We start from the raw sequence: 23,311 nt of genomic DNA, 5'->3' as shown, positions 1-23,311 counted from the left end.
ACCACCCGACCACATGACGCTACGGGAGGTGCAAGCCCGGACCCGCGGCGAGGTGCCCGCCGAAGGAGGTGCGCCGGGCCGCCGCGACGGCGTCGTCGAAGCGGAGCTCCGGGTCGGCGAGCTGGGCGATCACGGCGAGCGCATGGATCCGCACCCGCGCGTCCGCCGCGCGCCGCGACCGCTCGAGCACGGACAGCGACGCCCGGCCGACGCTCGCGAAGGCGCGTGCGAGGCTCGCCTGCGTGTCGCGGCCGCCGCGGCCGAGCTGCGACGCGAGCTGCTGCAACAGCCAGCGCGCGCCGGCGGGATCGCGGTCGCCGTCGACCAGGCCGGACGACGTGCGCCACGCGGTGCGCGCGACGTGGTCGTCGGGATCCCGCAGCAGCGCCGGCGTGATGGCGGGCAGCGCGCGCCGGTCGCCGATCTTGGAGAGCGTGTGCAGCGCCTGGCTCCGCGCCTGCGGGATGGGCGAGCCGAGCTCGGCGATCAGCGGCGGGAGCGTGATCTCGGGGTCGTGCCGGATCAGCGCCCACGTGAGCATCTCGCGCACGTTGAGGTCGGGCTCGACGCGGCAGCGGTGGATGAGGCCCTCGACGAGCGCCGGATCCGGCCGGGTGCCCGCGGTGAGCGCGGCCTGCAGCCGGGCGGACGCGTCCGGCGCGCGCAGGGCGGCGGCGAGCCGGGCGGCGATCTCGGCGTCGTCGGGGCGGTCCGGACGCTGGGGCTCGCGCGTCGCGTCGCTCACAGCACGTCCTCGATCGCGGCGAGCACCCGGTCCGGATCCTCGAGCTGCATGTCGTGGTGGATCCCCGGCAGACGCCGCACGTCCCACCCCTGCCGCTCGAGGGCGGCGGCGTACGCGTCGGGCAGTACCGCGGGCGCGTCGTCGGAGAGCACGATCGTGGACGGCACGTCGGGCGGGCCGACCGGAACCGGATGGAAGGCCACGTCGCGGAAGACGCCGACCGCCATGCCGCTGTCGAAGCGCGACTTCGCGGCGTCGAGCGACGCCCGGACGGCGGCCGGGTAGGCGGCGCGCACGCGGGCGGCGGCGCGGGCGCGCGGGATCTGCGCGGCGGCGAGCCCCACGAGCGGCGCGGCCCAGAACAGGCGGCCGCGGATCCCCGTGGTCGGCAGCGCGAGCCGGAACCCGGGGTCGAGGTAGATCGCGCGCCCGGGCTCGAGGCGGGCGACGGCGCGGACGAGCACGGATCCGCCGAGCGAGTGCCCGACGACCGCGTCGAGCCCGCGCGGCAGCGACGCGACGAGGTCGTCGGCCATGTCCTCGACGCCGTACGAGCCAGCCCGGTCGCTCGCGCCGTGGCCGCGGAGGTCGACGGTCGTGACGGTGAAGCGGCCGGTCGCGACGAGCCGGTCGACGACGGGCTGCCAGGTCGCGCCATCCGCGCCGAGGCCGTGCACGAGCCCGACGTGGCGCGCGCCGGATCCGGTGGTGACGCGGTGCAGCTGCATGGGTCCAGTCTCCTCCGGCTGCCGCCACCTGCCGAGCGCGGGACGGCCCCGCATCCGTCGCAGGATGCGGGGCCGTCGGTCGAGCCTCCGAGCGGATGCGGCGCTACAGCGTCGCCGCCGCCGGGTCCCAGTCCTCCGCGAGGGGCGTCGGCTTCGTCACGCTCGACGCGACCTGCACGACCTCGCGGTTCTCGGCCGCGTCGCGGATCGCGAGCAGCACGTCGAGCACGTGCGCCGCGACCTCGCCGGACGCGCGCACCGGGTCGCCGCCGCGGATGCTCCGCGCGAGGTCCAGCACGCCGGATCCCCGGCCGTACGTGGATCCCGCCGCCGCGAGCGTCTCCGGCTCCTCCTGCCCGAAGCGCCACAGCTGGCTGTCGCCCTCGAACGTGTTCGGGTCGGGGAGCACGATGGTGCCCTCGCTGCCCGAGATCTCGACGAAGCCCATGCGCGGCAGCGCGTTCTGGAAGCTGAACGTGGACTGCGCCGACTGCCCGCCCGCGAACGAGATGAGCGCCGCGTGGTGCGTGGGCACCTCCACCGGGAAGTCGGTGCCCGCGCGGGGTCCGCTGCCGATGGTGCGCGTGGTGCGCGAGGTCGAGGAGACCGCGCTCACCGTCTCCGCCGCGCCGAACGCGTGCACGAGCGTGGTGACGTAGTACGGGCCCATGTCGAACAGGGGTCCGGCGCCCTTCGCGAACAGGAACTCGGGGTTCGGGTGCCAGGCGTCGGGGCCGGGCACGTGGAAGAGCGTCGTCGCGGTGAGCGGCTCGCCGATGTCGCCGCGGGCGATGGCGCGCATGGCCGACTGGATCCCCGCGCCGAGCACGGTGTCGGGCGCGCACGCGACCTGCACGCCGGCCGCGCGCGCCGCCTCGAGCAGGTCCTGGCCGGACTCGTGATCCAGCGCCAGCGGCTTCTCGCTCCACACGTGCTTGCCGGCCGCGACGATCCGCCGGCCGACCTCCGCGTGCGTGGCGGGCAGCGTCAGGTTCACGACGATCTCGATCTCGTCCATCGCGAGCAGCTCGTCGACCGTTCCGTGGTTCGGAACGCCGTGCTCCTCGGCGCGCGAGCGGGCGCGGTCGAGGTCGATGTCGGCGACGAACAGGACCTCGAGATCCGGGAACGCCGTCATGTTCTCCAGGTAGGTGCCCGAGATGACGCCCGCGCCGATGACGCCGACGCCGACGCGGCCGGTGCCGCCGGTCACTTGTCGTTCTCCTGCAGCCAGGCGAGCGACGCCTGGATGCCGTCGAACACGTCGCCGGCGTAGTCGTCGAACTCGACGACGCGGAGCGCGTGGGGCGCGGCGGCCAGCACGGCGGCGACGTCGACGTCGCCCTGGCCGGCGGGCTCCTGCATCTTGAAGGCCTGCGCGAGCTCCGGCGGCACGACGAGCGCGGACTCCGCGCTCGGCAGCACCTTGGCGATCGCGTCGGAGATCTTGCCGTCCTTCACGTGCAGGAACTGCACGCGGTCGCCGAGCTGCTTCAGGAGGGCGGGCGTGTCCATGCCGCCGACGGTCGACCAGAACGCGTCGAGCTCGAGCACGACGTCCGCGTTCAGGCGCTCGACGAAGAGCTCGTAGATGGGACGGCCGTCCACCTTGTTCGCGAACTCCCACTGGTGGTTGTGGTACCCGAAGGCGAGCCCGCGCGCGGCGGCCTGCACCTGCAGCTCGTTGACGCGGTCGGCGATCCGGTGCGCGTCGTCGGCGGTCTGCCAGCGCTCCGAGGGGATGAAGGGGTCGATGACCGTCTGGATCCCGAGCTTCGCGGCGGCGTCGAAGGTGCGGGAGGCCTGGTCGTCGTCGCCGTCGATGACGGGCGCGTGGCCGGAGGGCGCGGTGACGCCGGACGCGGCGAAGGCGGCGGCGAACTCGTCGGCGCGCTCGACGAACGCGTACGGCTCGACCTGCGTGTAGCCGATCTCGGCGACGCGGGCGACGGCGCCCTGCAGGTCCGCGGAGACAGCGTCGCGGACCGTGTAGAGCTGGACGGAGGGGGCGGTCATGGTCGCTCCTTTCAGGAGGTGACTGGTGGCCCTGTGGCCACCGCACGCTCCCGCCGTCGCGTACGACGGCTGAGCCACGATGCCCGCAGGGTGTTCCGGCGCGAGACGCGCCGTGACGTCAAACCTACCGGTGGTCGGGGTCCGGATCCCAGGGGCGCGGGCGACGGATCCTGGTCGCGGCGTGCGCCCGATGCCAGGCTGGAAGCACCCGCTCGACGACGAGAGAAGGAACGCGCATGAGGATCCGGCAGACGATCGTGGTGCTCGATGCACCCGACCTGGCCGCGGAGAGCGCCTTCTGGGCCGGGCTCCTCGACGGCGAGGTGCACGCGGGCGGCGACTGGCACTACGTGTCCTTCGATGCCGGCTGGCAGATCGGGATCCAGCCCGCGCCCGACTTCGTGCCGCCCGAGTGGCCGGGCGAGGGCCCGCGGCAGCAGCAGCAGATCCATCTGGACTTCTACGTCGACGACCTCGCCGCGGGCCGCGAACGCGTGCTCGCCCTCGGCGGCCGCCTGCTCCAGCCCGCGGCGGATCCGACGGCGGCCGACCGCTTCGACGTGTACGCGGATCCGGCAGGGCACCCGTTCTGCCTGTGCGTGTCGGGAGCGGACGCGCAGGGCTGAGACCGGGCGCGTCGCGCTAGGCGGGTTGCGTCCGCCGGGGGACGCGCGCGCGACGGGCGACGAGGACGGCCGTGACGACGCCGAGCACCGGGGCCAGGAAGGCGCCCGCGACGGCGACCACCATGCCGGCGAAGGCGGCGATCCCGACGGCGACGCCCACCACGAGGATCCCGCGCACGACCCGGCCGCCGGAGAGGACGGGCAGCAGGAGCGCTGCCCCGGCCACTCCCACGAGGACCGCGGCCACCTCCAGGTAGCCCGGAGCCGCGGCGTCGAGGCCCGGCACCGCGTACGACGCCGCGATGGTGGCGAACGCGGCGCCCAGGGACACCGCCGCGGGGATCACGACGCGTCCCAGCCGGGGTCGGAGGGCGGCCGCGCCGGCGGCGACCGGCAGGAGCGCCACGACCGAGCCGACTGCGATGCCGGCCCTCATGGCGTCCGTCGCGTCGCCCACGGCGGGCAGCCAGGCGCTTCCGGCGAGCGCGAAGGCGGCGCATGCGAGCCCGAGGGCGGATCCGACCAGCGAGGTGATCACGACGGCCCGGCGCCCGGAGGCGGACAGCGGGGCGCGGGCGGCGGACACCGAGGCCGATCCGTCCACCGCGAAGCCGGCCAGGCGCCCGCGGCCTCGCATGCGCTGCCGCGCCGACGCGATCAGCGCGGCCAGCGCGAGCGCCAGGGCCCCGGACGTCAGCGCGACGCCGCCGACGAGGAGCGCGCCGGGCACGGCCACGACGACCGCGACGATCCAGCGCGCGACGGCCGAGCGGATCCCGAGCAGACCTGCGAGCACGACCGCGAGCGACGCCGCCCCGAGCAGCCAGGCGGCCAGCGCGAGCGCGGCGAAGGCGGACGAGAACGCACTCCGAGACTCCCCGGCGTCCGCCTCGTCGAATCCGATCGACCACGCTGCGGCCGCGACCCCGCCGAGGATCCACGACGGCATGGCGAGCACCGCCGCCGCCAGCGCCGACTCGGCCCGGAGCACGCCCGACCTGCCCACCAGTCCGATCAGCGCGAGGGTCGCGAGGAGGGCGGCGGCCCACGGCATCGCGAGGAGCACGGGCGATCCGAGGAAGAGGGAGGAGAGCGCCGCGGCCGGCAGCGCCACGGCGAGCAGGAGCGCGGCCGCCGCGACCACGAGGATCGCCCGTGGAGTCACACGCTCGAGCAGCCCGTGGGCGCGCAGGGACCAGGCATCGCCGCGCGTCGGCATCGCACGCCCCTCGGCGTCGGCGTGCTCCTCGAGGGTGTCGAGCATCACGTCGCCGTCGGCCTGGCGCCAGGCCGCGGGGTACCAGCGGAGCAGCCGGGCGTGGGCCTCCCGCCGGGACGCGGTCATGCGCGGGCCGCCGTCGCGGTGGCGCGGGGTGCCGCCACGGGACGCGAGCGCGCGGGTGCGGCGGCAGCGATGCTCGCCCGGGCCGCCGCGGCGCGCGCCTGCAGCCGGTCGGCCTCGGCCTGCAGCTCCCCGCGACCCGCGTCCGTCATCTCGTAGTAGCGACGGGCACGGCCGTCGACGACCTCCTCCCCCGCCGTCCGGATCCGCCCCTCGCGCACCAGCCGGTCGAGCGACGCGTAGAGCGTCGTCACCCGCAGCGTCACCTCGCCGTCGCTGAGGCGCGTGACGTCGGCGAGCACGGCGTACCCGTGGCGGCGTCCCGCGGCGAGCGCGGTGAGGATCCAGAAGGCTGTCGTGGTCATGGACGGGACTATACCCACCGTGGGAGCATCAGCGCGAGACCCGAGGGCGGGAGGACTCGGCGGACGTCCGGCGGCCGTGCCCTAGCGTGGACGCCTCGCGGATCGCGCCCGACGACCCGTCCGCCGCAGGAGGCACCGCATGACCGAGCACGGCCGCCCCGCCACGACCGTCCGCGTCACGCGCCTCGTGCACCGCGGCCTCACCGTGCGGATCAGCACCCTCGGCAGCCCCGACGGCCGCGCGTTCGTGCTCGTACCCGGCATCGGCGTGAGCTCCGACTACTTCGAGCGGCTCGCGCCTCGCCTCGACGGGCACGGCACCGTGCACGCCCTCGACCTGCCGGGGTTCGCGGGCGTGCGCCACCCCGGGCGGGCGCTCGCGATCCGCGAGTACGCCGACCTCGTCGGCGCCGCGATCGACGAGCTCGGCCTCGACGACCCTGTGCTCGTCGGCCACTCGATGGGCACGCAGATGGTGGCGGATCTCGCGGCCCGGCGCCCCGGGATCAGCACGCTCGTCATGATCAGCCCGGTGATGGATCCGGCGGCGCGCTCCGTGCCGGTGGCCGCCGTGCGGTTCCTGCGGTCGTCGCTGCACGAACCCCGCCGGATCCAGGTGCTCGCCATCCGCGCCTACCTCGTGTGCGGCGTGCGCTGGTTCCTCCGCGTGCTGCCGCGGATGATGTCATTCCCCATCGAGGCGCGCCTGCCCGGCATCCGTGCCAGCGCCCTCGTGATCCGCGGGGAGCACGACGCCGTCGTCCCGCGCGCGTGGGTGGAGGAGATGGGGCGGCTGCTGCCGCGGGCGCGGCTGTGGGAGATCCCCGGCGCCGCGCACTCGGTGATGCACGACCACGCCGACGAGGTCGCCCGCCTCTGCCTCGCGCACCTCGAGCGGCCGCCCGCCGAGGGCTCGTCGACCGAGGACGCGTCCGCCCAGCTGCGGCGGTTCCCGGTGGGCGAGGAGGAGCGGGACGAGGAGCACGCGGACTTCGCGCCCACGTTCCGCGACTCGATCCGGGCGTTCCGCGCGCAGGTGGCCGAGGGCATCGCCATCCGCCGCGACGACGACTCCGCGATCGGCCGCGCCAAGACCGCGCACGCGGAGGCCATGGCGGATGCGGCGGAGCGGGCCCGGCGGCGTGACGAGCGCCGTCGCGCGCGCTCCCGCGGCTAGCGCGGCGTCGCGTCCGGGCGACGCTCACCGCGCACAGGCGCAGCCGGAAGGCATCGACGGGAGCGCGGGTTCCCTGCGAGCGGACCACGGACACGGATCCTGCCGTGACCGCGACCTCGCGGAAGAGGGTGTGGCCCGGCCTCCGTGCACGGAGGGCCGGGCGGTCGGACCCTCTCCCCCGAGAGGCCGACGCTGCGCGAGGACGTCCCACCCGAAGGGCTCGTCCCGCTGATTGACAACGTAGGCCAACGGAGAACTGCATGCATCTGCATCGACGTTCCGCGGCTAGTCCACCCGGTCAGCCGACGGTGTCGCGCAGGTCCGTCCCGGCCTCCTGCGCGCGCCGCGCGTCCCGGGAGACGAGCCGCTGGAAGAGCACGGCGAGCACGGCGATCCCGACCGGGATCCACCCCCGCGGGTTCCCGACCACCAGCCCGGCGACGCCCGCGAGCCCGATGGCGATCGCGGTGCCGTAGGTGATCCAGCGGCTGCGGCGCAGGAAGGAGAGGTGCATGGGGCCATCCTCGCAGACGCCCCCGCTCACGCCTGCTGCAGCAGCGACCCCTCCTCCACGAGCTTCCGCGACAGCACGCGGTACCCCTCGCTCTCGAAGAAGACGGTGATCCGGTCCTCCTCCGTGCTCATCACGGTGCCCGGGCCCCACTCGGCATGGGTGACCCGCGACTGGACGGGGAACGCCTCGTCCGAGGCGGCAGCGGCGGGTTCGGCAGCGCCCGTCCCCATCGCCTCGTCATGCGCGTCCACCGCGTCGAGCCGGTCGCACGCGTCGCAGTTCCCGCATCTCTCCGGCGACTCCTCGCCGAAGTAGCCGAGCAGGAACTGGCGGCGGCACTGCGGCGTCTCGGCGTAGCCGCGCATCATGTCGAGCCGCGAGACCTCGATGCGCTCGCGCTCCTGCGCGACCTCCTTCGCGCGGGAGGCGGCCTCGCGCGGATCCAGCTCCTCGCGCACGAAGGCCCCATCTCGGTCCGATCCGAGCACGCCCGCGTCCACGAGCAGGTTGAGCACGCCGCCCACCGTGCGCGTGGACATCCCCGCGCGCTCGGCGACCACGGCGGGCCGCACCGGGCCGTCGGCGCCCGCCACCGCGACCGCCGCGTACACGTCGCGGAGGCTCGCCGGCCGGGGCGTGCGCGCCGCGAAGAAGCGGCGGAGGCCGAGGTCCTCGGCGCGGTAGTGCAGGATCCCGACGGCCGGCTCCCCGTCGCGCCCCGCGCGCCCGACCTCCTGGTAGTACGCGTCCACCGACTCGGGCGGCGCCGCGTGGATCACGTACCGCACGGTCGGCTTGTCGATGCCCATGCCGAACGCGCTCGTCGCGACGACGACGTCCACGTCGTCCTCGTGGAACGCGGTCTGCACGCGCTCGCGCTCGGCGGCCGGCAGTCCCGCGTGGTACGCGTCGACGCGGAGGCCGGCCGCGCGGATCTCGTCGGCGTAGTCCTCGGCGTCCTTGCGCGTCGCGACGTAGACGAGGCCCGGCTGCGTCTGCTCCACGACGTGCGCGACGATCGCGCGCCGCTTCTCGGCCTCCTCGGTGTGCCGCCGCACCTCGAGCCGGATGTTCGGCCGGTCGAAGCCCGAGGACAGCACGAACGGGTCGCGCAGCCCCAGCCGCTCCTCGACCTCGGTGCGGATGGGCGTGGATCCCGTCGCGGTCATCGCGACGGTCGGCGGGTGCCCGAGCGCGTCGATCACCCCGCCGAGCCCCAGGTAGTCGGGCCGGAAGTCGTGGCCCCACGACGCGACGCAGTGCGCCTCGTCGATCACCACGAGCGACACCCCGCGTGCCACCAGCCGCGCGACGACCTCGTCGCGGGCCAGCTGCTCGGGCGTGAGGAACACGATCCGGGCGCCCGGCTCCTCGACGGTCGCCCACGCCTCCTCGAGCGCCGCCCCGCGGATCGTGCTGTTGATCACGCGCGCGGGCGGCGCGGCGGGCGCGTCCTCGAGGTTCTGCACCTGGTCCGCCTGCAGCGCGATGAGCGGCGAGACGACGACGGTGAGGCCCTCCATCAGCACGGTGGCGACCTGGTAGATCGCGGACTTGCCGTAGCCCGTCGGCATCACGACGAGCGCGTCGCGGCCGCGGACGAGCGGGCCGATCGTGCGCACCTGCCCGTCGTGCAGCTCGTCCCAGCCGAAGGACTCGCGGGCGACGCGGAGCGCGTCCTCGGGCTCCGGGCCCGGCGCGGGCTCCGGGACGATGGCCGGATCCTCGGCGGCGGGCCGGTCGTCGGCCGTGCGGTCGTGCGCGGTGCGGTTCTGCTTCACCTCCCCACTGAACGCCGGGCGCCGAGCAGTGACCAGGCGCGCGGATCCGCTCTCGGCAGGCCGTCACGGTCGTGGGCCGCCGGGCGCGCCGCGCCGTCAGCCCGCGTCCACCCGCGGGAACGGATCCGCGTACCCGGCCCACGCCGCCGGCCCCGCCGCCAGCTCCTCGCCGGTGAGCACGGCCCGCCCGATCGCCCGCCGCAGCACGGCCGGCCGCAGCCCCACGCCGAAGAACGCGATCTCCGTGCCGTGCGGCGAGCCCTCCTGCCACGGGTCGATCCCGGTCGGCTGGAGCGTCAGCATGGATCCCACGCTCGACCACCCGCCCACCTCGCCCGGCCGCGACGCGAGCGACACGAAGCCCTTCGAGCGCAGCACGAGGCCCGCGCGGTCGGGCCGCAGCTCCTCCTCCACGGCGAGCGCGAGCCGCTCGGGGTGCAGCGGTCGCGGATCGGCCACGACGACGGATCCCACGGGCCCGTCCCGCCGGTCGGCCTCCCCCGGCCGCGACGCGGCACCCGCCGCGGTGAGCTCGCGCATCCACCCCGCCGACGCCGCGAGCCCCGCCACGTCGCCCCAGCGCGGCAGCCGGTCGAGCGCGAGGGGCCGGCGCGCGTCGAGCACGGCGGCCCGCGGCGCGAGCCGACGCACGAGCGCGAGCAGCGTGCCGCGCGACCCCAGCGGCACGCGCGCCATGCCGGTCAGCACCACGACGGTCGCGTACTCGACGAGGTCGGCGAGCGTCTCGGCCTCGTCGAACGCGTCCTCGATCCGGCCGAAGGCGATGGCGTGCAGCCGGTCGGCGGCCACGACCGACACGACGTGGCGGAGGCCGAAGCCGGATCCCGTCCCGCCGAACGCGCGCTGCAGCTCGTGCTCGCGGCGCAGCAGCAGGTCGAGCTGCATCCCGGTCGCGCGCGCGTCGGCGGTCGCGGGGATCCCCACCACGGCCTCCGTGCCCGGCCCGCGCTCGGCGAGGTCGTCGAGGAACCGCGCGATGGGCTCGACCGGATCCGCCTCCTCGGGCGGCAGCACGAGCACGCTCGCCGCGACGTCGTCGACCGCGTCGCGCAGCACCGCGCGGAGCCCCGGCCCCTCGCCCACCACGAGGACGACCCCCGACGGCGGCTGCGGGTACACGGGGAGAGGGAGGTCGCGAGCGGGCATGGCGCTAGTCTATTGAGAACCGTTCTCGTGAAAGGACCATCCCATGAAGGTGCGCAACTCGATCAAGGCCCTGAAGAAGCTCCCCGGCGCGCAGGTCGTGCGCCGCCGCGGCCGCGTCTTCGTCATCAACAAGAAGAACCCGCGCATGAAGGCCCGCCAGGGCTGACCAGCCGCTCGGCGGGCGCCCCGCATCTGGGGCGTCGCCGCCGGGCCCCGCGTCGATACGGTGGAGACCAGCCGAGCGCCGGGGGGGGATCGACGCATGATCGTCGTCGTGATCATCGCCTGCGAGATCGGCTTCTGGGCCGTGCTCGCCGCCGGCCTCGCCGTCCGATACGCGCTCCGCCGCCCGCGCCTGGGCGCCGTGCTCCTCGCGTGCGTGCCGGTCGTGGATCTCGTGCTGCTCGTCGCCGTCACCGTCGACCTCCGCGGCGGGGCCACCGCCGACTGGACCCACGGCCTCGCCGCCGCCTACCTCGGCGGATCCGTCGCCTTCGGCCACTCGATGGTCCGGTGGCTCGACGTGCGCTTCGCCCACCGGTTCGCGGGCGGCCCCGCGCCCGTGCGCCCGCCCGCATCCGGCCGCGCCAGGGTGCGGCACGAGTGGCGGCTCTGGATCCTCACCGTGATCGCCTACGCGATCGCCTGCGCCCTGCTGCTCGCCGCCATCGCGTTCGTCGGCGACGCCGCGCGCACCCGGGCGCTCGAGGACTGGATCGCCCGCCTCACGGTGCTCCTCGGCATCTGCACGATCTGGGCGATCGCGTGGACCATCTGGCCCGGCCCGGAGCCCACGGCCGACGCGGAGCCGGCCACGCTCGCCTCCTCGGCGGCCGGCGGCTGACCCGCGCGGGCGCCGACCCGCGACCCGCCTCAGAGCGGGAACCGCAGCCGCAGCAGATGGGATCCGTCGGGCCGCGTCTCGGCCGCGAGGCTCCCGCCGAGCAGCTGGGCGCGCTCGCGCAGGCCCGTGAGCCCGTGGCGCCCGCTCGGCAGGTCGAGCGTCGGGAGCGTCGCCCGGCCCGCCTCGACCTCGAGCAGCACGTGGCCCGCGTCGAGCCGCCCGGTGATCCGCACGGCCGCGCCGGTCGCGTGCTTCCGCGCGTTCGTGAGCCCCTCCTGCACCGTCCGGTAGACGGCGCGCTGGGCGGCCGCGGGCAGGTCGGCGGGGAGGTCGAGGTCGGTCGTCGCGCGGATCCCGCTGGCCGCCACGAGCGCCGGCACGTCCCGGAGCGTCGGCTGCGGCGCGAGCTCCCGCCGCTCGCCGCCCGCGGCGCGGAGCACCTCGACCATGCCGCGCAGCTCCTCGAGCGTCACGGTGCTGAGCCCGCGGATCGTGCGCGCGGCCTCCCGGGATCGCTCGTCGGTCGCGCCGACCTGCATCGCGCCGGCCTGCACCGCGATGAGGCTGACCTGGTGCGAGACGACGTCGTGCATCTCGCGCGCCAGCACCGCGCGCTCCCGCGCGAGCGCGACCTCCGCGGCCTGCCGCTGCCCGAGCGTCTGCGCCTCCCGCAGCTCGCGCAGCTGCGCCGCCGCCGTCCGCCGCTCGCGGAGGAACGCGCCGAGCAGCGCGGGGCCGACCGTGTAGATCGTGGCGTCCACGAGGGGCCCGACCACCGACTGCAGGTCCTGCGGCGGTGCGATCGGCAGCAGGTACGCGACGAGGGACACGCCGGTCGCGACGCCCACCCGCCAGCGCGCGGCGCGCGAGAGTCCGAGGTCGAAGAGCGCGACCACGAGCGGCACGTACGCGATGCCGATGTAGAAGGCCGGCATCGCGGCCAGGAGGCTGAGCCACGGCCAGCGTCGGCGCAGCAGCAGCCCGAGGCAGGCGACGACGCCGGCGACCGCGTCCCACGGCGACTCCGCGTCGGCGAGGAACGTGAAGGAGGCCGCGGTGGCGATCCCCGCCACGAGCAGGTCGACGAGCGCCGCGCGGATCCGATCGGGACGGGTCACGCCGCCGGTCGCGGTCGCGGCGTCGTCCCCCCTCACGCGCATCGCCCGCTCACCGGCGCGGCACGAGCCCGGCGCGGTCGGCGACGACGGCCGCCTCCACGCGCGAGCCGACGCCCAGCGCCTGGACGATCGAGCTGACCGTCTCCTTCACCGTGCCGAGCGTCAGCCCGCACTCCGCGACGATCTCCGCGTTCGACAGGCCGCGGGCGAGCGCCTTCAGGACGGTCGTCTCGCGGTCGCCGAGCCGGGCGACGCGCGCCCGCTCCGCGTCGTCCTCGAGGGAGCGGAAGAGCCGGCCGGGACGCAGCCCGGGCGCGAGCACGATGCCGCCCGACGCGAGCGTGAGCACGTGCCGCGCGAGCTGCTCCGGATCCGTGTCCTTGAGGAGGAAGCCCGACGCCCCGCGGTGCAGGGCCTCGAGCACCTGGTCGTCGGTGTCGAACGTGGTGAGCATGGCGACCGCGGGCGGCCGGGGCTCGGCCATGAGCTCGGCGAGGATCGCGAGCCCGTCGGGCGCGGGCATCCGGATGTCGAGGAGCACCACGTCGGGCGCGTGCTCCCGCACGGTCGCGACGGCCGTGTCGCTCGAGACGGCCGCGCGCACCGCGATGCGCGGGCTGGCGCCGAGCACCATGGCGATGCCGGAGCGCACGAGCGACTCGTCGTCGACCACCACGACGCTCACGACGGGTGCGGCCGGGGAGGTGCCATCGCCCGCGCAGGCTCCGTCGCTCACGCGTCCCGCCTCCCGCCGGTGGATCCGCCGCCGCCGCCGGTCGCGGCGCCGAGGTCCCCCGTGCGGCCGAGGCTAGCGTCCCGTGCCGCGCGCCTGGCCGCCCGGCGCGCGCGACGCCCGGCACGGGCCTCGCCGCGCGCCGCCCGCAGCGCGCCCACCAGCTGCCGGATCCGCAGGGTCGGCACGTACGCCGCCGTCAGCGCGCGCCCGATCGGCGCGAGGTCCGCCGCCGTGGGGCAGGCGAGCCAGAGCGTCTCGTAGCGCGGGTCGAACTTCGCCTTGAAGCGCAGCAGCGAGGTGAAGCCGTAGGACGGCTCGAGCACGCGGCCGGTCGCCGCGAGCAGGCGGGCGACGACCCGGTCGACCAGGCCGGCCGGCCGCATCGCCCCGACGCCCGCGAGCGGCGTGCCGGAGAGGCTGAGCGTCTCGAGCCCCTCCTCCTGGAAGGCGCGCGCGGCGGTCGCGATGAGGAACTCCATGACGCCGGGCATCGGGTCGGCACCGCGGCGCATCACGTCGAGCGTCCGGCCGACGAGGCGGCCGTCGCGGAAGACGGGCAGCCAGCTGGTGACGCCGTGCACGCGGCCGTCCGCGTCGACCGCGAGCAGCATCCGCACCTCGGGGTCGTCGAGCTCGCGCAGGCCGCCGAGCGTGAAGCCCATCTCGGGCAGCGCCTTCGCGTCGGCCCAGTCGCCGCTCAGCGCGTCGACCGCGCGACGGAGCGGATCGGGCAGGCCGCGGTACGTGCTCCACAGCGCGTCGACGCCGTCGCGGGCCGCGCGGTTGGTGGCCGTGCGCAGATCCTGCCGGCGCTTGCCGGAGGTGGAGAAGCCGGGGAGGTCGATCACGGCCTCCTCCGCGACCGGCGTGATGCTCCAGCCGAGCTCGGCGAAGACCGGCAGGTGCCGGGAGTGGATGCTGTAGAAGGCGGGCACGAGGCCGTGGGCCGAGCAGTGCCGGGCGAAGGCGCGGATCGTCGCGGGCGCGTCGGCCGCGGAGGCGAGCGGATCCGAGACCGTCAGCGCCACCCCGTGCGCGGCGCGGTAGGCGACGGCGCCGCGGGGGGCCGGGTCGCCGTCCTCGCGGGCCTCGCCGACCTCGCCGTCCTCGCCGACCTCGCCATCGAACCAGTGGCTGCTGCCGGCCCACGTGCCCATGAAGCCGAGGGATCCGGCGTCCGAGCGCATCAGCTGCGCGAGGACGCGGTCGCGCCCGGCCGAGCGCCCGTCGGCGTCCGCGCGTGCGGCGAACGAGCGCCGCCGCACCACGAGCACGACGAGCGCCGCCGCCGGCAGGAGCCACGTGGTCAGCACCAGCAGGGGCAGCTCGAGGTCGCTCCAGGATTCGAGGGGGAAGGCGAACCACTCCTCGGTGAGCGGGATGACCGTGTCGTACCAGGCGAGGAGCCCGGTGACGAGCAGCAGCGCGGCGGTCCCGAGCACGAGCCCGAGACGCCGGCCGCGGAGGAGCAGCGCGACGGCGACGATGAGCACGCACAGCACCGCGACCGTGGGGCCGGGATCCAGGAGCGACCCCATCGCGCCGAGCACGCCGATCGCGTCGCCCGAGACGGCGGCGATCCACCAGCTGAGCGTGACCGTGCCGAGCAGGGTCGCGGCGACGACGCGGGCGCGGGACGCGGCCTCGTCCTGCCAGGCGGGTCGGGCGGACAGCGGCACGAGGACGCGCCCGAGCCCGAGCCCGATGAGGAGCGCCACCCCGCGCGTGAGGTCGACGCCGTGACCGCCCGCGAGGAGCCCGGCGAGGACCGCCGCGAGGACGGCCGCGCGGAGGCCGTCGCGGTGGGCCGGGGCGAGCCCGCGGCTGGCGGCGGCAGCCACCGCCACGAGCACGACGGACGGCGCCCAGAGGCGGTCGGCCGCGTCGATCTGGGAGTAGAGGTCGCCGATCGCGACGCCAGCGGCGAGCAGGAGCGCGGCGACCGCGACGGGCGCCAGGGAGCCGAGGGCCGCGACGAGCGCCGTGCGGAGGATCCCGATGCGGCTCTCCGACCAGGCCAGCACCATCACGGTGACGGCGATGCCGATCGCGGTGGCGGCCGGATGCGCGAGCTCGCCGAGGCCGGCCATGAGCCCGATCCACGCGCTGCCACCGAGGACGGCGAGGACCGCGAGCGGGTGGCGGGCGAGGGCGCGGCCGACGACCCGGAGCGATCCGGGCGCGGCATCGGCGGGGCCGGACGTGTCGCTCGTCGGCGGGGCGTCCGCGGGGTCGACGGGCAGCGGTCGGGCGGCGGGGGCGAGCGTCGGGTGCGTCACGTCCCCAGTGTGCGGACCGCGGGGGTGCCGGGGCATCGGCCGGGGGATCCGATCGGCCCGACCATCGGCTGATCCCGTCCGCCGATCGGCTGGGACCGCGTCGCCGCTCCGCCCGTCCTCGTGCCGGAGACGCGAAGAGGCCCCCGGGTGATCCCGGGGGCCTCCTGTGCTGGTGCGCGAGGGGGGACTTGAACCCCCACGTCCTCACGGACACACGGACCTGAACCGTGCGCGTCTACCAATTCCGCCACTCGCGCCAACCGGACGACATTATCACGCTCCGGGGCCGATCCCGCGCCGTCCGGGCCCGCATGCGCCCCTCCCCGGGGGCGATCCGCACCCGCCGCGGGGCCGGTGTCCAGGGCCCCGCCTCGCGAGTTGGCTACGATCTCCCTATTCATCCGCGGAAGGACCGCGCGAGGACGGATCACACGTGGGAATCCTGGACAACTTCGAGAAGGGCCTCGAGCGCGCCGTCAACGGCGCCTTCGTGAAGACCTTCAAGTCCGGCCTGCAGCCCGTGGAGATCGCCGCGCAGCTGCGTCGCGAGCTCGACACCCACGCCGCCGTGGTCGACCGGGACCTCATCCTCGTGCCCAACTCCTTCACCCTCCGCGTCTCTCGTGCCGACGCCGAGCGCATGGCCGGCATCGGCACCGCGCTCACCGACCAGCTGCGCCAGGCGATCGAGAAGCACGCGTCGTCGCAGGGCTACCAGTTCGCCGGCGTCGTGCAGGTCGGCTTCCGCGAGGACGACGCCATCTCCGAGGGCGTGCTCGAGATCGACAGCCGCACGGCCGAGGGCAGCGTCACGTGGATGCCCGTGGTCGACGTCGCCGGCACCCGCCACCCGCTCCCCGTCGGCCGCACGGTCATCGGCCGCGGCAGCGACGCCGACATCACGGTCGACGACCCCGGCACGTCGCGCCGCCACGTGGAGATCGCGTGGGACGGATCCCGGGCCCAGGTCCGCGATCTCGGATCCACGAACGGCTCCGAGCTGAACGGCGCGCCCGTCTCGAAGGCGCCGCTGCCGCCCGAGTCCGTCATCCGCATCGGCCGCACCGCCATCACCTTCCGCGTCGTGCCGCAGGCCACCGAGGAGGGCGGCGGGCGCGACACCCGGGGCCGGGGCCACGACGACGGGTTCTGGGGAGCGTCGTGACCGAGCTGACCCTCCTCGTCCTCCGCCTCGCGTTCCTCGCGGTGCTGTGGCTGTTCATCTTCGGCATCGTCTACGCGCTGCGCTCCGACCTCTTCGGCCAGCGTGTGCGGAAGCTCCGCGAGGAGACGGGCTCGGCCGGCGGATCCCCGTTCCCGCAGTCCCCGTACGCCGCATCGGCCGCCGCCCCGCCGAGGTCCCCGCAGCCGGCCGTGCAGCCGCCGCCCATCTCGTCGATGCCGTCCGGCGCCAACTCCGGCGCCGTGCCGTCGCGCGCGAAGGCCACCACATCCACCGCCCGCCACCTCGTCATCACGTCGGGCGCCAAGGCCGGCACGGAGATCCCGCTCGGCACCGAGCCGCTCACCATCGGCCGCTCGAGCGAGTCGGGCCTCGTGATCCGCGACGACTACACGTCCACCCACCACGCGCGCCTGCTGCTCTGGAACGACGAGTGGATGATCCAGGACCTCGACTCGACCAACGGCACCTTCCTCGACGGCAAGCGCGTGAGCGTGCCGACGCAGGTGCCGCTCGACACGCCGATCCGCATCGGCGCGACCAGCTTCGAGCTCAGGCGGTAGCGGCGTGGCGACAGTGACGCAGGCCGCTGCCGTCTCCCACGTGGGCAAGGTCCGGTCGAACAACCAGGACTCGGGCTACGCGGGGCGGGACCTCTTCGTCGTCGCCGACGGCATGGGCGGGCACGCGGGCGGCGACGTGGCCAGCGCGGTCGCCCTCACGCGGATCATCGAGGCCGACAAGCCGTACGCCTCCGCCCACGACGCCGAGTTCGCGCTGCAGGCCGGCCTCGTCGCCGCCAACCAGCTCCTCGCCGAGACCGTGTTCGAGCACTCCGAGCTCACCGGGATGGGCACCACCGTCAGCGCGCTCGCCCGCGTCGGCCGCCACGTCGCCATCGCCCACATCGGCGACTCGCGCATCTACCTCTTCCGCCGCGGCGAGCTCAGCCAGATCTCCGCCGACCACACCTTCGTGCAGCGCCTCGTCGACAGCGGCCGCATCACGCCGGAGGAGGCGCTGGTCCACCCCCGCCGCTCCGTGCTCATGCGCGTGCTGGGCGACGTCGACGCGGCGCCCGAGGTCGACACCCAGGTGCTCGACACGCACACGGGAGACCGCTGGCTGCTCTGCTCGGACGGCCTCAGCAGCTATGTCACCGAGGAGCGGATCACCGAGATCCTCGCGACCGCGGGCACGCCCGACACCGTCGCCGACGCGCTCGTGAAGGAGTCGCTCGACCACGGCGCCCCCGACAACGTCACGGTCGTCGTCGTCGACGTGCTCGAGGAGGACGACGAGACGGCCGCCTCCAGGCCGGCGCCCGAGCCGGTGCTCGTCGGATCCGCGGCGCAGCCCCTCGCGTTCGGCGACGAGCCCGCGAAGCGCGCCGTCCGCATCCCGTCGCTCCTGCTCCACCCGCTGCGCGCCACCACGGCCGCGCGCGACGCCCAGTTCGAGCCGGAGTCGGACCAGTACCTCGAGGCCCTCATCGCGGAGGACAGGCGCCGGGCGCTCCGCCGCCGCGTCACCTGGCTGGTCGGCGTCGCGCTGATCCTCGCCGGCCTCGTCCTCGCGTGCGTCCTCGGCTACCGCTGGACCCAGTCGCGCTACTACGTGGGCGAGTCCGACGGCACCGTCGCGGTCTACAACGGCGTGCAGCAGACCATCGGCCCGATCGAGCTCTCCCACGTCTACGCCCGCACCGAGGTGCGGGTCGACGACCTCCAGCCGTTCTACCGCCAGCAGGTGGAGCAGACCATCAACGCCGACTCGCTCGCGGGCGCCGAGGAGATCGTCAACCGGCTGCAGGAGGCCGCGCGTGGCTAGCGCGGGCCTGGCGGACGCCCCGGCGCGCCCCCGCGAGCGCGCGCCCAAGATCCCGCGGATCCGCGTGCCCCGACGCCTCAGGAACCTCGAGCTCGCGCTGGTCGTGCTGGCCTCCGTCATCAACGGCGGCGCCCTCTACCTCGTGCAGCTCGGCGCGCTGGGCGCGTTCGACCAGAGCTTCTTCATCCCCGCCACCGGGCTCGCGGTCCTCGTGCTGGGCATGCACGTGGCGCTGCGCTGGCTCGCGCCGGACGCGGATCCCTTCATCCTCCCCATCGCGACCGTGCTCAACGGCCTCGGGATCGCCGCCATCTACCGGCTCGACCTCGCCGCGGGGCTGTCGGGCTGGGAGAGCGTGGCCGTGCGGCAGATCGTCTGGTCGGGCCTCGCCATCGTGTGCGGGCTCGCGGTCATCGTGCTGCTGAAGAACCACCGCGTGCTGCAGCGCTACCGCTACATCGCGATGTTCGTCGGCCTCATCCTGCTGCTCCTGCCGATGCTCCCCGTGCTCGGGCAGAACATCAACGGCGCCCGCGTCTGGATCCACATCGGCGGCTTCTCGTTCCAGCCCGGCGAGATCGCGAAGATCTGCCTCGCGGTCTTCTTCGCGGGCTACCTGGTCACCGCCCGCGACAGCCTGTCGATGGTGGGCGTCAAGGTGCTGGGCATGCGCTTCCCGCGCGTCCGCGACCTCGGCCCGATCCTCCTCGTCTGGGCCGTGTCGATGAGCGTGCTCGTGTTCCAGCGCGACCTCGGAACCTCGCTGCTCTACTTCGGCCTGTTCATCGTCATGACCTACGTGAGCACGGGCCGCATCGGCTGGGTCGTCCTCGGCCTCGTCCTGTTCCTCGGCGGCGCGTACGGCGCGAGCACCCTCGGCTACGTCGGCGGCCGCGTCGACGCGTGGCTGAAGCCGTTCGACCCCGCCGTGTACGACGCGCAGGGCGGCAGCTACCAGCTCGTCACGGGCCTGTTCGGCATGGCGGACGGCGGCCTGTTCGGGCGCGGGCTCGGCGAGGGCATGCCCAACCTCACGCCGCTCGCCAACAGCGACTTCATCTTCGCGAGCCTCGGCGAGGAGCTCGGACTCACGGGCGTCTTCGCGATCCTCGCCCTCTACCTGCTGCTCGTCTCGCGCGGCTTCCGCATCGGCTTCGCGGGCCAGGACGACTTCGGCAAGCTGCTCGGCATCGGGCTCTCGTTCGTCATCGCGCTGCAGGTGTTCATCGTCATCGGCGGCGTCACCCGCGTCATCCCGCTCACGGGCCTCACGACGCCGTTCATGGCGGCGGGCGGATCCTCGCTGCTGGCCAACTGGATCATCGCGGCCCTGCTCCTCCGCCTCTCCGACACCGTCCGCAACCAGCCCCGATTGGTGGTCGAGTCGTGAACCGCGAGCTGAAGCGCGTCTCCGTGTTCGTCCTGGCCATGTTCGTGGCCCTGTTCGTCGCGGCGTCGGTCGTCCAGGTCATCCAGGCGCCCACGCTGCAGGCGGATCCGCGCAACAGCCGCACCATCATCGCGAGCTACTCGGCCGAGCGCGGCTCGATCCTCGTCGACGGCACGCCCATCGCCTCCTCCGTCCCGGTCGACGACCGCTACAAGTTCCTCCGCACGTACGCGCAGCCCGACCTTTACAGCGCGGTCACCGGCTACTACACGCTCGGCCAGGGATCCACCGGGCTCGAGGACTCGATGAACGACGTCCTCAGCGGCACGAGCGGCACGCAGTTCTTCGACAGCCTCACGCGCACCTTCACCGGGCAGGATCCCAAGGGCGCGTCGGTCGAGCTCACGATCGACCCGAAGGTGCAGCAGGCGGCGTACGACGCGCTCGGGTCGCTGCAGGGCTCGGTGGTCGCGATCGAGCCGACGACCGGACGCATCCTCGCGATGGTCTCCAAGCCCGGCTACGACCCGAACGCGCTGGCCTCGCACGACCGCGCGGCCGTGAAGCAGAGCTACGCGTCGCTCCTCGCGGACCCGTCGAACCCGCTCATCAACCGGGCCGTCAACAGCCTCAACCCGCCCGGATCCACGTTCAAGCTCATCACCGCGGCCGCCGCCATCGAGTCCGGCCAGTACACGCCCGACTCGCTGCTCCCCAACCCGCCGACGTTCACGCTCCCCGGCACCGGCACGGTCATCACCAACGCCGGCGAGGGCGCGTGCGGCCCGGAGGCCGAGGTCAGCATCGCGACAGCGCTGCGCCTCAGCTGCAACATCCCGTTCGCGCAGCTCGGCATCGCGCTCGGCTCCGAGCGCATCGCGAAGATGGCCGAGGCGTTCGGCTACGGCAAGTCGATCGACGTGCCCATGGCGAGCGCCAAGAGCGTCTTCTCCCCCGACCTCGACGACGCCCAGACCGCGCAGTCCGCGTTCGGGCAGCTCGACGTGCGCGCCACCCCGCTGCAGACCGCCATGGTCACGGCCGGCATCGCGAACGGCGGCGAGGTCATGAAGCCGAGCGTCGTCGACAGCGTCCTCAACCCCGACCTGAGCGAGCTCTCCGGTTTCTCCCCCAGCCGTTTCGCCGACCCGATCTCGAAGGAGACCGCCGCCACCATGACCCGGATGATGATCGACGACGTCCAGAGCGGCGTCGCGTCGAATGCGAGAATCAGTGGCGTCGACGTGGCCGGCAAGACGGGCACCGCCCAGAACGGCACCGGCGATCCGTACACCCTGTGGTTCACCGGCTTCGCGCCGGCGGAGTCGCCGAAGGTGGCGGTCGCGGTCCTGGTCGAGGACGGCGGCGGACGAGGACGATCGGGCTCGGGGAACACCCTCGCCGCCCCCGTGGCGAAGAAAGTGATTGAGGCGGTGCTGGACAGATGAGACCCACGAGCGGACTGACCTTCGGAGGGCGTTACCAGCTGGGCGATCGCATCGCCATCGGCGGCATGGGCGAGGTGTGGGAGGCCACCGACCTCGTCATCGGACGCAAGGTCGCGATCAAGATCCTCAAGGACGAGTACCTCGGCGACCCCGGGTTCCTCGAGCGCTTCCGCGCCGAGGCCCGCCACGCCGCGCTCGTCAACCACGAGGGCATCGCGAACGTCTTCGACTACGGCGAGGAGGACGGCAGCGCCTTCCTCGTGATGGAGCTGGTGCCCGGCGAGGCGCTCTCCACCATCCTGGAGCGCGAGCGCGTCCTGTCCACCGACAAGGTGCTCGACATCATCAGCCAGACCGCGCTGGCGCTCCACGCCGCGCACCAGGCGGGACTCGTCCACCGCGACATCAAGCCGGGCAACCTGCTCATCACGCCCGACGGCCGCGTGAAGATCACCGACTTCGGCATCGCGCGCATCGCCGACCAGGTGCCCCTCACCGCCACGGGCCAGGTCATGGGCACGGTCCAGTACCTCTCCCCCGAGCAGGCCAGCGGGCACCCGGCGTCGCCCTCCACCGACGTCTACTCGATGGGCATCGTCGCGTACGAGTGCCTGGCGGGCCGCCGCCCCTTCACGGGCGAGTCGCAGGTCGCCATCGCCATGGCGCAGATCAACGAGCTGCCGCCCGAGCTGCCGGTCACCGTCGCCGAGCCCGTGCGCAACCTCGTGATGTCGTGCATCGCGAAGAAGCCGGCCGATCGTCCGCAGAGCGCCGCGCACCTCGCGCGCGCCGCGCAGGCGCTCCGCCGAGGCGACGTCGCCACCGCGACCATCGCCGTCGCGGCGGTCGCGGGTGCCGCCGCCCTGGCGGATCCGGGCACGCCCACGCAGGCCACGCAGCTCATGCCGTCCGGCCGCCGCGCCGCCGACACGGGCGCGACCACGGTCCTGGCCTCCTCCGGGCCACGCGCCGGCGCCGCGGATCCCTTCCTCCTCGACGACGTGGCCGACGAGGAGCCCGAGGAGCCGCGGGCTCGCAAGCGCGCCATCTGGATCTTCGTCGTCGTCGCGATCCTCGTCATCGGCGCCATCGTGGCCGGTGCCATCGCCCTCACCGCGGGTCAGCGCAAGGACGATGCGGCCCCGGCGCCGGTCGCGACCACCGCCACGCCGAGCGCGAGCCCCTCGCCGAGCCCGTCCCCGACCCCGTCGCCCACGGCGAGCACGGTGGACGTCAACCGCGACGACTACATCGGCCGCGACCAGAAGACGGTCACGGCGGAGCTCACGGCCCTCGGCCTCAAGGTCACCGTCGTCACGGGCAGCGCCGCGCCGTCCGGGGAGGAGGAGGGCCGCGTCACGGCCATCACCCCCACGGGCACCGTCGCGAAGGGCGCCACCATCCAGATCACGGCCTATGGTCCGCCCACCCTGCCCACCGCGGCGCCAGCGACGCCCACCGTCAACCCGACCACCGTCCGCGCCGGCCAGGAGGCGGACATCTCCTGGCCCGCGTACTCCTGCCCCGCAGGCCAGACGCTCAACGGGTACCAGATCCAGGCCGACTCCCTCTCCGGGGGCGCCACCGGCACGTGGGGCGGCAGCACCAACCCGACGAACGCGCAGACCACGTCGGGCGAGATCAAGGTGGGCACGAACCCGGGCACGTTCACCGTCAAGTACCTCGCCATCTGCGGCACCAACGAGTCGCCGTACAGCAGCACCGTCACGGTCACCGTCGAGGCGGCCCCGGGTGGCACCGGGACGGGCGGCGGCACCGGCGGAGGAACCGGCGGAGGAACGGGCGGCGGCACGACGGGCATGGCGCCGACCCCTGCGCCGGGTCGCACGGACGAGAGCTCGCTCATCTCCAGCTCCCACCGGAACGCCTGACCGGCGCTCCACCCGGGGGCGGACGGCGACCGATCGTCCGCCCCTCCCGCGTGTCCCCGGCCCGCCCGGATCCCCAGCGGAGCCCCGGTAAGCTCATCCCCGTCCTGAACCCGATCCCGACGAGAGGCAG

General features: G+C 74.6%; 22 protein-coding genes and 1 tRNA gene. 10 read left to right on the top strand and 13 right to left on the bottom strand.

Annotation, left to right across the window (positions count from 1 at the left end; translation table 11 throughout):
• Window positions 1–19: 19 nt before the first annotated feature.
• From ITJ40_RS12735 to ITJ40_RS12720, 4 genes are all read right to left on the bottom strand, one after another.
• Window positions 20–745 carry a HEAT repeat domain-containing protein gene (locus ITJ40_RS12735; RefSeq protein ID WP_194667399.1) on the bottom strand — a complete coding sequence of 242 codons (726 nt, stop codon included), beginning with the start codon at window positions 743–745 and terminating at the stop codon, window positions 20–22.
• A complete protein-coding gene (locus ITJ40_RS12730) occupies window positions 742–1,473 on the bottom strand; it encodes an alpha/beta hydrolase (protein ID WP_104235724.1) in 732 nt (243 codons plus the stop codon). The genes ITJ40_RS12735 and ITJ40_RS12730 overlap by 4 nt, the downstream gene beginning before the upstream one ends.
• A 103-nt stretch (window positions 1,474–1,576) precedes the next feature.
• On the bottom strand, window positions 1,577–2,686 hold the full coding sequence (locus ITJ40_RS12725) for a Gfo/Idh/MocA family protein (RefSeq protein ID WP_194667398.1): 1,110 nt from the start codon (window positions 2,684–2,686) through the stop codon (window positions 1,577–1,579).
• On the bottom strand, window positions 2,683–3,489 hold the full coding sequence (locus ITJ40_RS12720) for a sugar phosphate isomerase/epimerase (RefSeq protein ID WP_194667397.1): 807 nt from the start codon (window positions 3,487–3,489) through the stop codon (window positions 2,683–2,685). Before ITJ40_RS12720 ends, ITJ40_RS12725 begins: the two co-directional genes overlap by 4 nt.
• A gap of 236 nt (window positions 3,490–3,725) precedes the next feature.
• Between ITJ40_RS12720 and ITJ40_RS12715 the strand changes: the two genes are divergently transcribed.
• The gene (locus ITJ40_RS12715; protein WP_194667396.1) at window positions 3,726–4,115 is read left to right on the top strand and encodes a VOC family protein; all 390 of its coding nucleotides are present in this window, start codon (window positions 3,726–3,728) and stop codon (window positions 4,113–4,115) included.
• A 16-nt stretch (window positions 4,116–4,131) separates the two neighbouring features.
• Here ITJ40_RS12715 and ITJ40_RS12710 read toward each other — a convergent pair whose 3' ends face one another.
• Both ITJ40_RS12710 and ITJ40_RS12705 read right to left on the bottom strand, forming a co-directional pair.
• Complete coding sequence (locus tag ITJ40_RS12710) at window positions 4,132–5,460, bottom strand: hypothetical protein (RefSeq protein ID WP_194667395.1); 1,329 nt, start codon at window positions 5,458–5,460, stop codon at window positions 4,132–4,134.
• On the bottom strand, window positions 5,457–5,822 hold the full coding sequence (locus ITJ40_RS12705) for a PadR family transcriptional regulator (protein ID WP_194667394.1): 366 nt from the start codon (window positions 5,820–5,822) through the stop codon (window positions 5,457–5,459). The genes ITJ40_RS12710 and ITJ40_RS12705 overlap by 4 nt, the downstream gene beginning before the upstream one ends.
• 139 nt (window positions 5,823–5,961) lie before the next feature.
• Between ITJ40_RS12705 and ITJ40_RS12700 the strand changes: the two genes are divergently transcribed.
• Complete coding sequence (locus tag ITJ40_RS12700; RefSeq protein WP_194667393.1) at window positions 5,962–6,999, top strand: alpha/beta fold hydrolase; 1,038 nt, start codon at window positions 5,962–5,964, stop codon at window positions 6,997–6,999.
• A 298-nt stretch (window positions 7,000–7,297) separates the two neighbouring features.
• Here ITJ40_RS12700 and ITJ40_RS12695 read toward each other — a convergent pair whose 3' ends face one another.
• The 3 genes from ITJ40_RS12695 to ITJ40_RS12685 form a co-directional block, all read right to left on the bottom strand.
• Window positions 7,298–7,513: a hypothetical protein gene (locus ITJ40_RS12695; protein WP_194667392.1), complete on the bottom strand. Its 216-nt coding sequence runs from the start codon at window positions 7,511–7,513 to the stop codon at window positions 7,298–7,300.
• A gap of 26 nt (window positions 7,514–7,539) precedes the next feature.
• The gene (locus tag ITJ40_RS12690; protein WP_194667391.1) at window positions 7,540–9,294 is read right to left on the bottom strand and encodes a RecQ family ATP-dependent DNA helicase; all 1,755 of its coding nucleotides are present in this window, start codon (window positions 9,292–9,294) and stop codon (window positions 7,540–7,542) included.
• A gap of 96 nt (window positions 9,295–9,390) precedes the next feature.
• Entirely contained in the window at window positions 9,391–10,461 is a 1,071-nt protein-coding gene (locus tag ITJ40_RS12685; protein WP_194667390.1) for a GTP-binding protein, read from the bottom strand.
• A 43-nt stretch (window positions 10,462–10,504) separates the two neighbouring features.
• Between ITJ40_RS12685 and ykgO the strand changes: the two genes are divergently transcribed.
• Entirely contained in the window at window positions 10,505–10,627 is a 123-nt protein-coding gene (gene ykgO, locus ITJ40_RS12680) for a type B 50S ribosomal protein L36 (RefSeq protein ID WP_194667389.1), read from the top strand.
• 96 nt (window positions 10,628–10,723) lie between these two features.
• The gene (locus ITJ40_RS12675) at window positions 10,724–11,305 is read left to right on the top strand and encodes a hypothetical protein (RefSeq protein WP_194667388.1); all 582 of its coding nucleotides are present in this window, start codon (window positions 10,724–10,726) and stop codon (window positions 11,303–11,305) included.
• Window positions 11,306–11,334: 29 nt separating this feature from the next.
• On the opposite strand, the gene ITJ40_RS12670 is transcribed toward ITJ40_RS12675, so the two are convergent.
• The 4 genes from ITJ40_RS12670 to ITJ40_RS12655 all read right to left on the bottom strand — a co-directional run bounded on the left by ITJ40_RS12670 (window position 11,335) and on the right by ITJ40_RS12655 (window position 15,695).
• Window positions 11,335–12,465, bottom strand: coding sequence for a sensor histidine kinase (locus ITJ40_RS12670; RefSeq protein WP_194667387.1), 1,131 nt, complete (start codon window positions 12,463–12,465; stop codon window positions 11,335–11,337).
• Between the two features lie 7 nt (window positions 12,466–12,472).
• Window positions 12,473–13,159: a response regulator transcription factor gene (locus tag ITJ40_RS17460; protein WP_194667386.1), complete on the bottom strand. Its 687-nt coding sequence runs from the start codon at window positions 13,157–13,159 to the stop codon at window positions 12,473–12,475.
• A complete protein-coding gene (locus tag ITJ40_RS12660) occupies window positions 13,156–15,438 on the bottom strand; it encodes a DUF2156 domain-containing protein (protein WP_194667385.1) in 2,283 nt (760 codons plus the stop codon). Before ITJ40_RS12660 ends, ITJ40_RS17460 begins: the two co-directional genes overlap by 4 nt.
• Window positions 15,439–15,608: 170 nt before the next feature.
• Window positions 15,609–15,695 (bottom strand) — tRNA-Leu (locus tag ITJ40_RS12655).
• 176 nt (window positions 15,696–15,871) lie between these two features.
• Here ITJ40_RS12655 and ITJ40_RS12650 point away from each other — a divergent pair.
• The 6 genes from ITJ40_RS12650 to ITJ40_RS12625 are packed head-to-tail and all read left to right on the top strand — an operon-like array spanning window position 15,872 to window position 23,181.
• The gene (locus tag ITJ40_RS12650) at window positions 15,872–16,603 is read left to right on the top strand and encodes a DUF3662 and FHA domain-containing protein (protein ID WP_194667384.1); all 732 of its coding nucleotides are present in this window, start codon (window positions 15,872–15,874) and stop codon (window positions 16,601–16,603) included.
• Window positions 16,600–17,184 (top strand): FHA domain-containing protein, encoded by a 585-nt coding sequence (locus ITJ40_RS12645; protein ID WP_194667383.1) that lies wholly within the window; start codon window positions 16,600–16,602, stop codon window positions 17,182–17,184. Before ITJ40_RS12650 ends, ITJ40_RS12645 begins: the two co-directional genes overlap by 4 nt.
• Before the next feature lie 4 nt (window positions 17,185–17,188).
• Window positions 17,189–18,451, top strand: a complete 1,263-nt coding sequence (locus ITJ40_RS12640) for a PP2C family serine/threonine-protein phosphatase (RefSeq protein WP_194667382.1) — start codon at window positions 17,189–17,191, stop codon at window positions 18,449–18,451.
• A complete protein-coding gene (locus ITJ40_RS12635; RefSeq protein ID WP_194667381.1) occupies window positions 18,444–19,841 on the top strand; it encodes an FtsW/RodA/SpoVE family cell cycle protein in 1,398 nt (465 codons plus the stop codon). Before ITJ40_RS12640 ends, ITJ40_RS12635 begins: the two co-directional genes overlap by 8 nt.
• Window positions 19,838–21,289: a penicillin-binding transpeptidase domain-containing protein gene (locus tag ITJ40_RS12630; protein ID WP_194667380.1), complete on the top strand. Its 1,452-nt coding sequence runs from the start codon at window positions 19,838–19,840 to the stop codon at window positions 21,287–21,289. The genes ITJ40_RS12635 and ITJ40_RS12630 overlap by 4 nt, the downstream gene beginning before the upstream one ends.
• A complete protein-coding gene (locus ITJ40_RS12625) occupies window positions 21,286–23,181 on the top strand; it encodes a protein kinase (RefSeq protein ID WP_194667379.1) in 1,896 nt (631 codons plus the stop codon). Before ITJ40_RS12630 ends, ITJ40_RS12625 begins: the two co-directional genes overlap by 4 nt.
• Window positions 23,182–23,311: the final 130 nt, after the last annotated feature.

It is taken from the genome of Clavibacter sp. VKM Ac-2872 (genome assembly GCF_015351105.1).
GTDB lineage: Bacteria > Actinomycetota > Actinomycetes > Actinomycetales > Microbacteriaceae > Clavibacter.
This window is presented reverse-complemented; position numbering and strand designations above follow the sequence as displayed.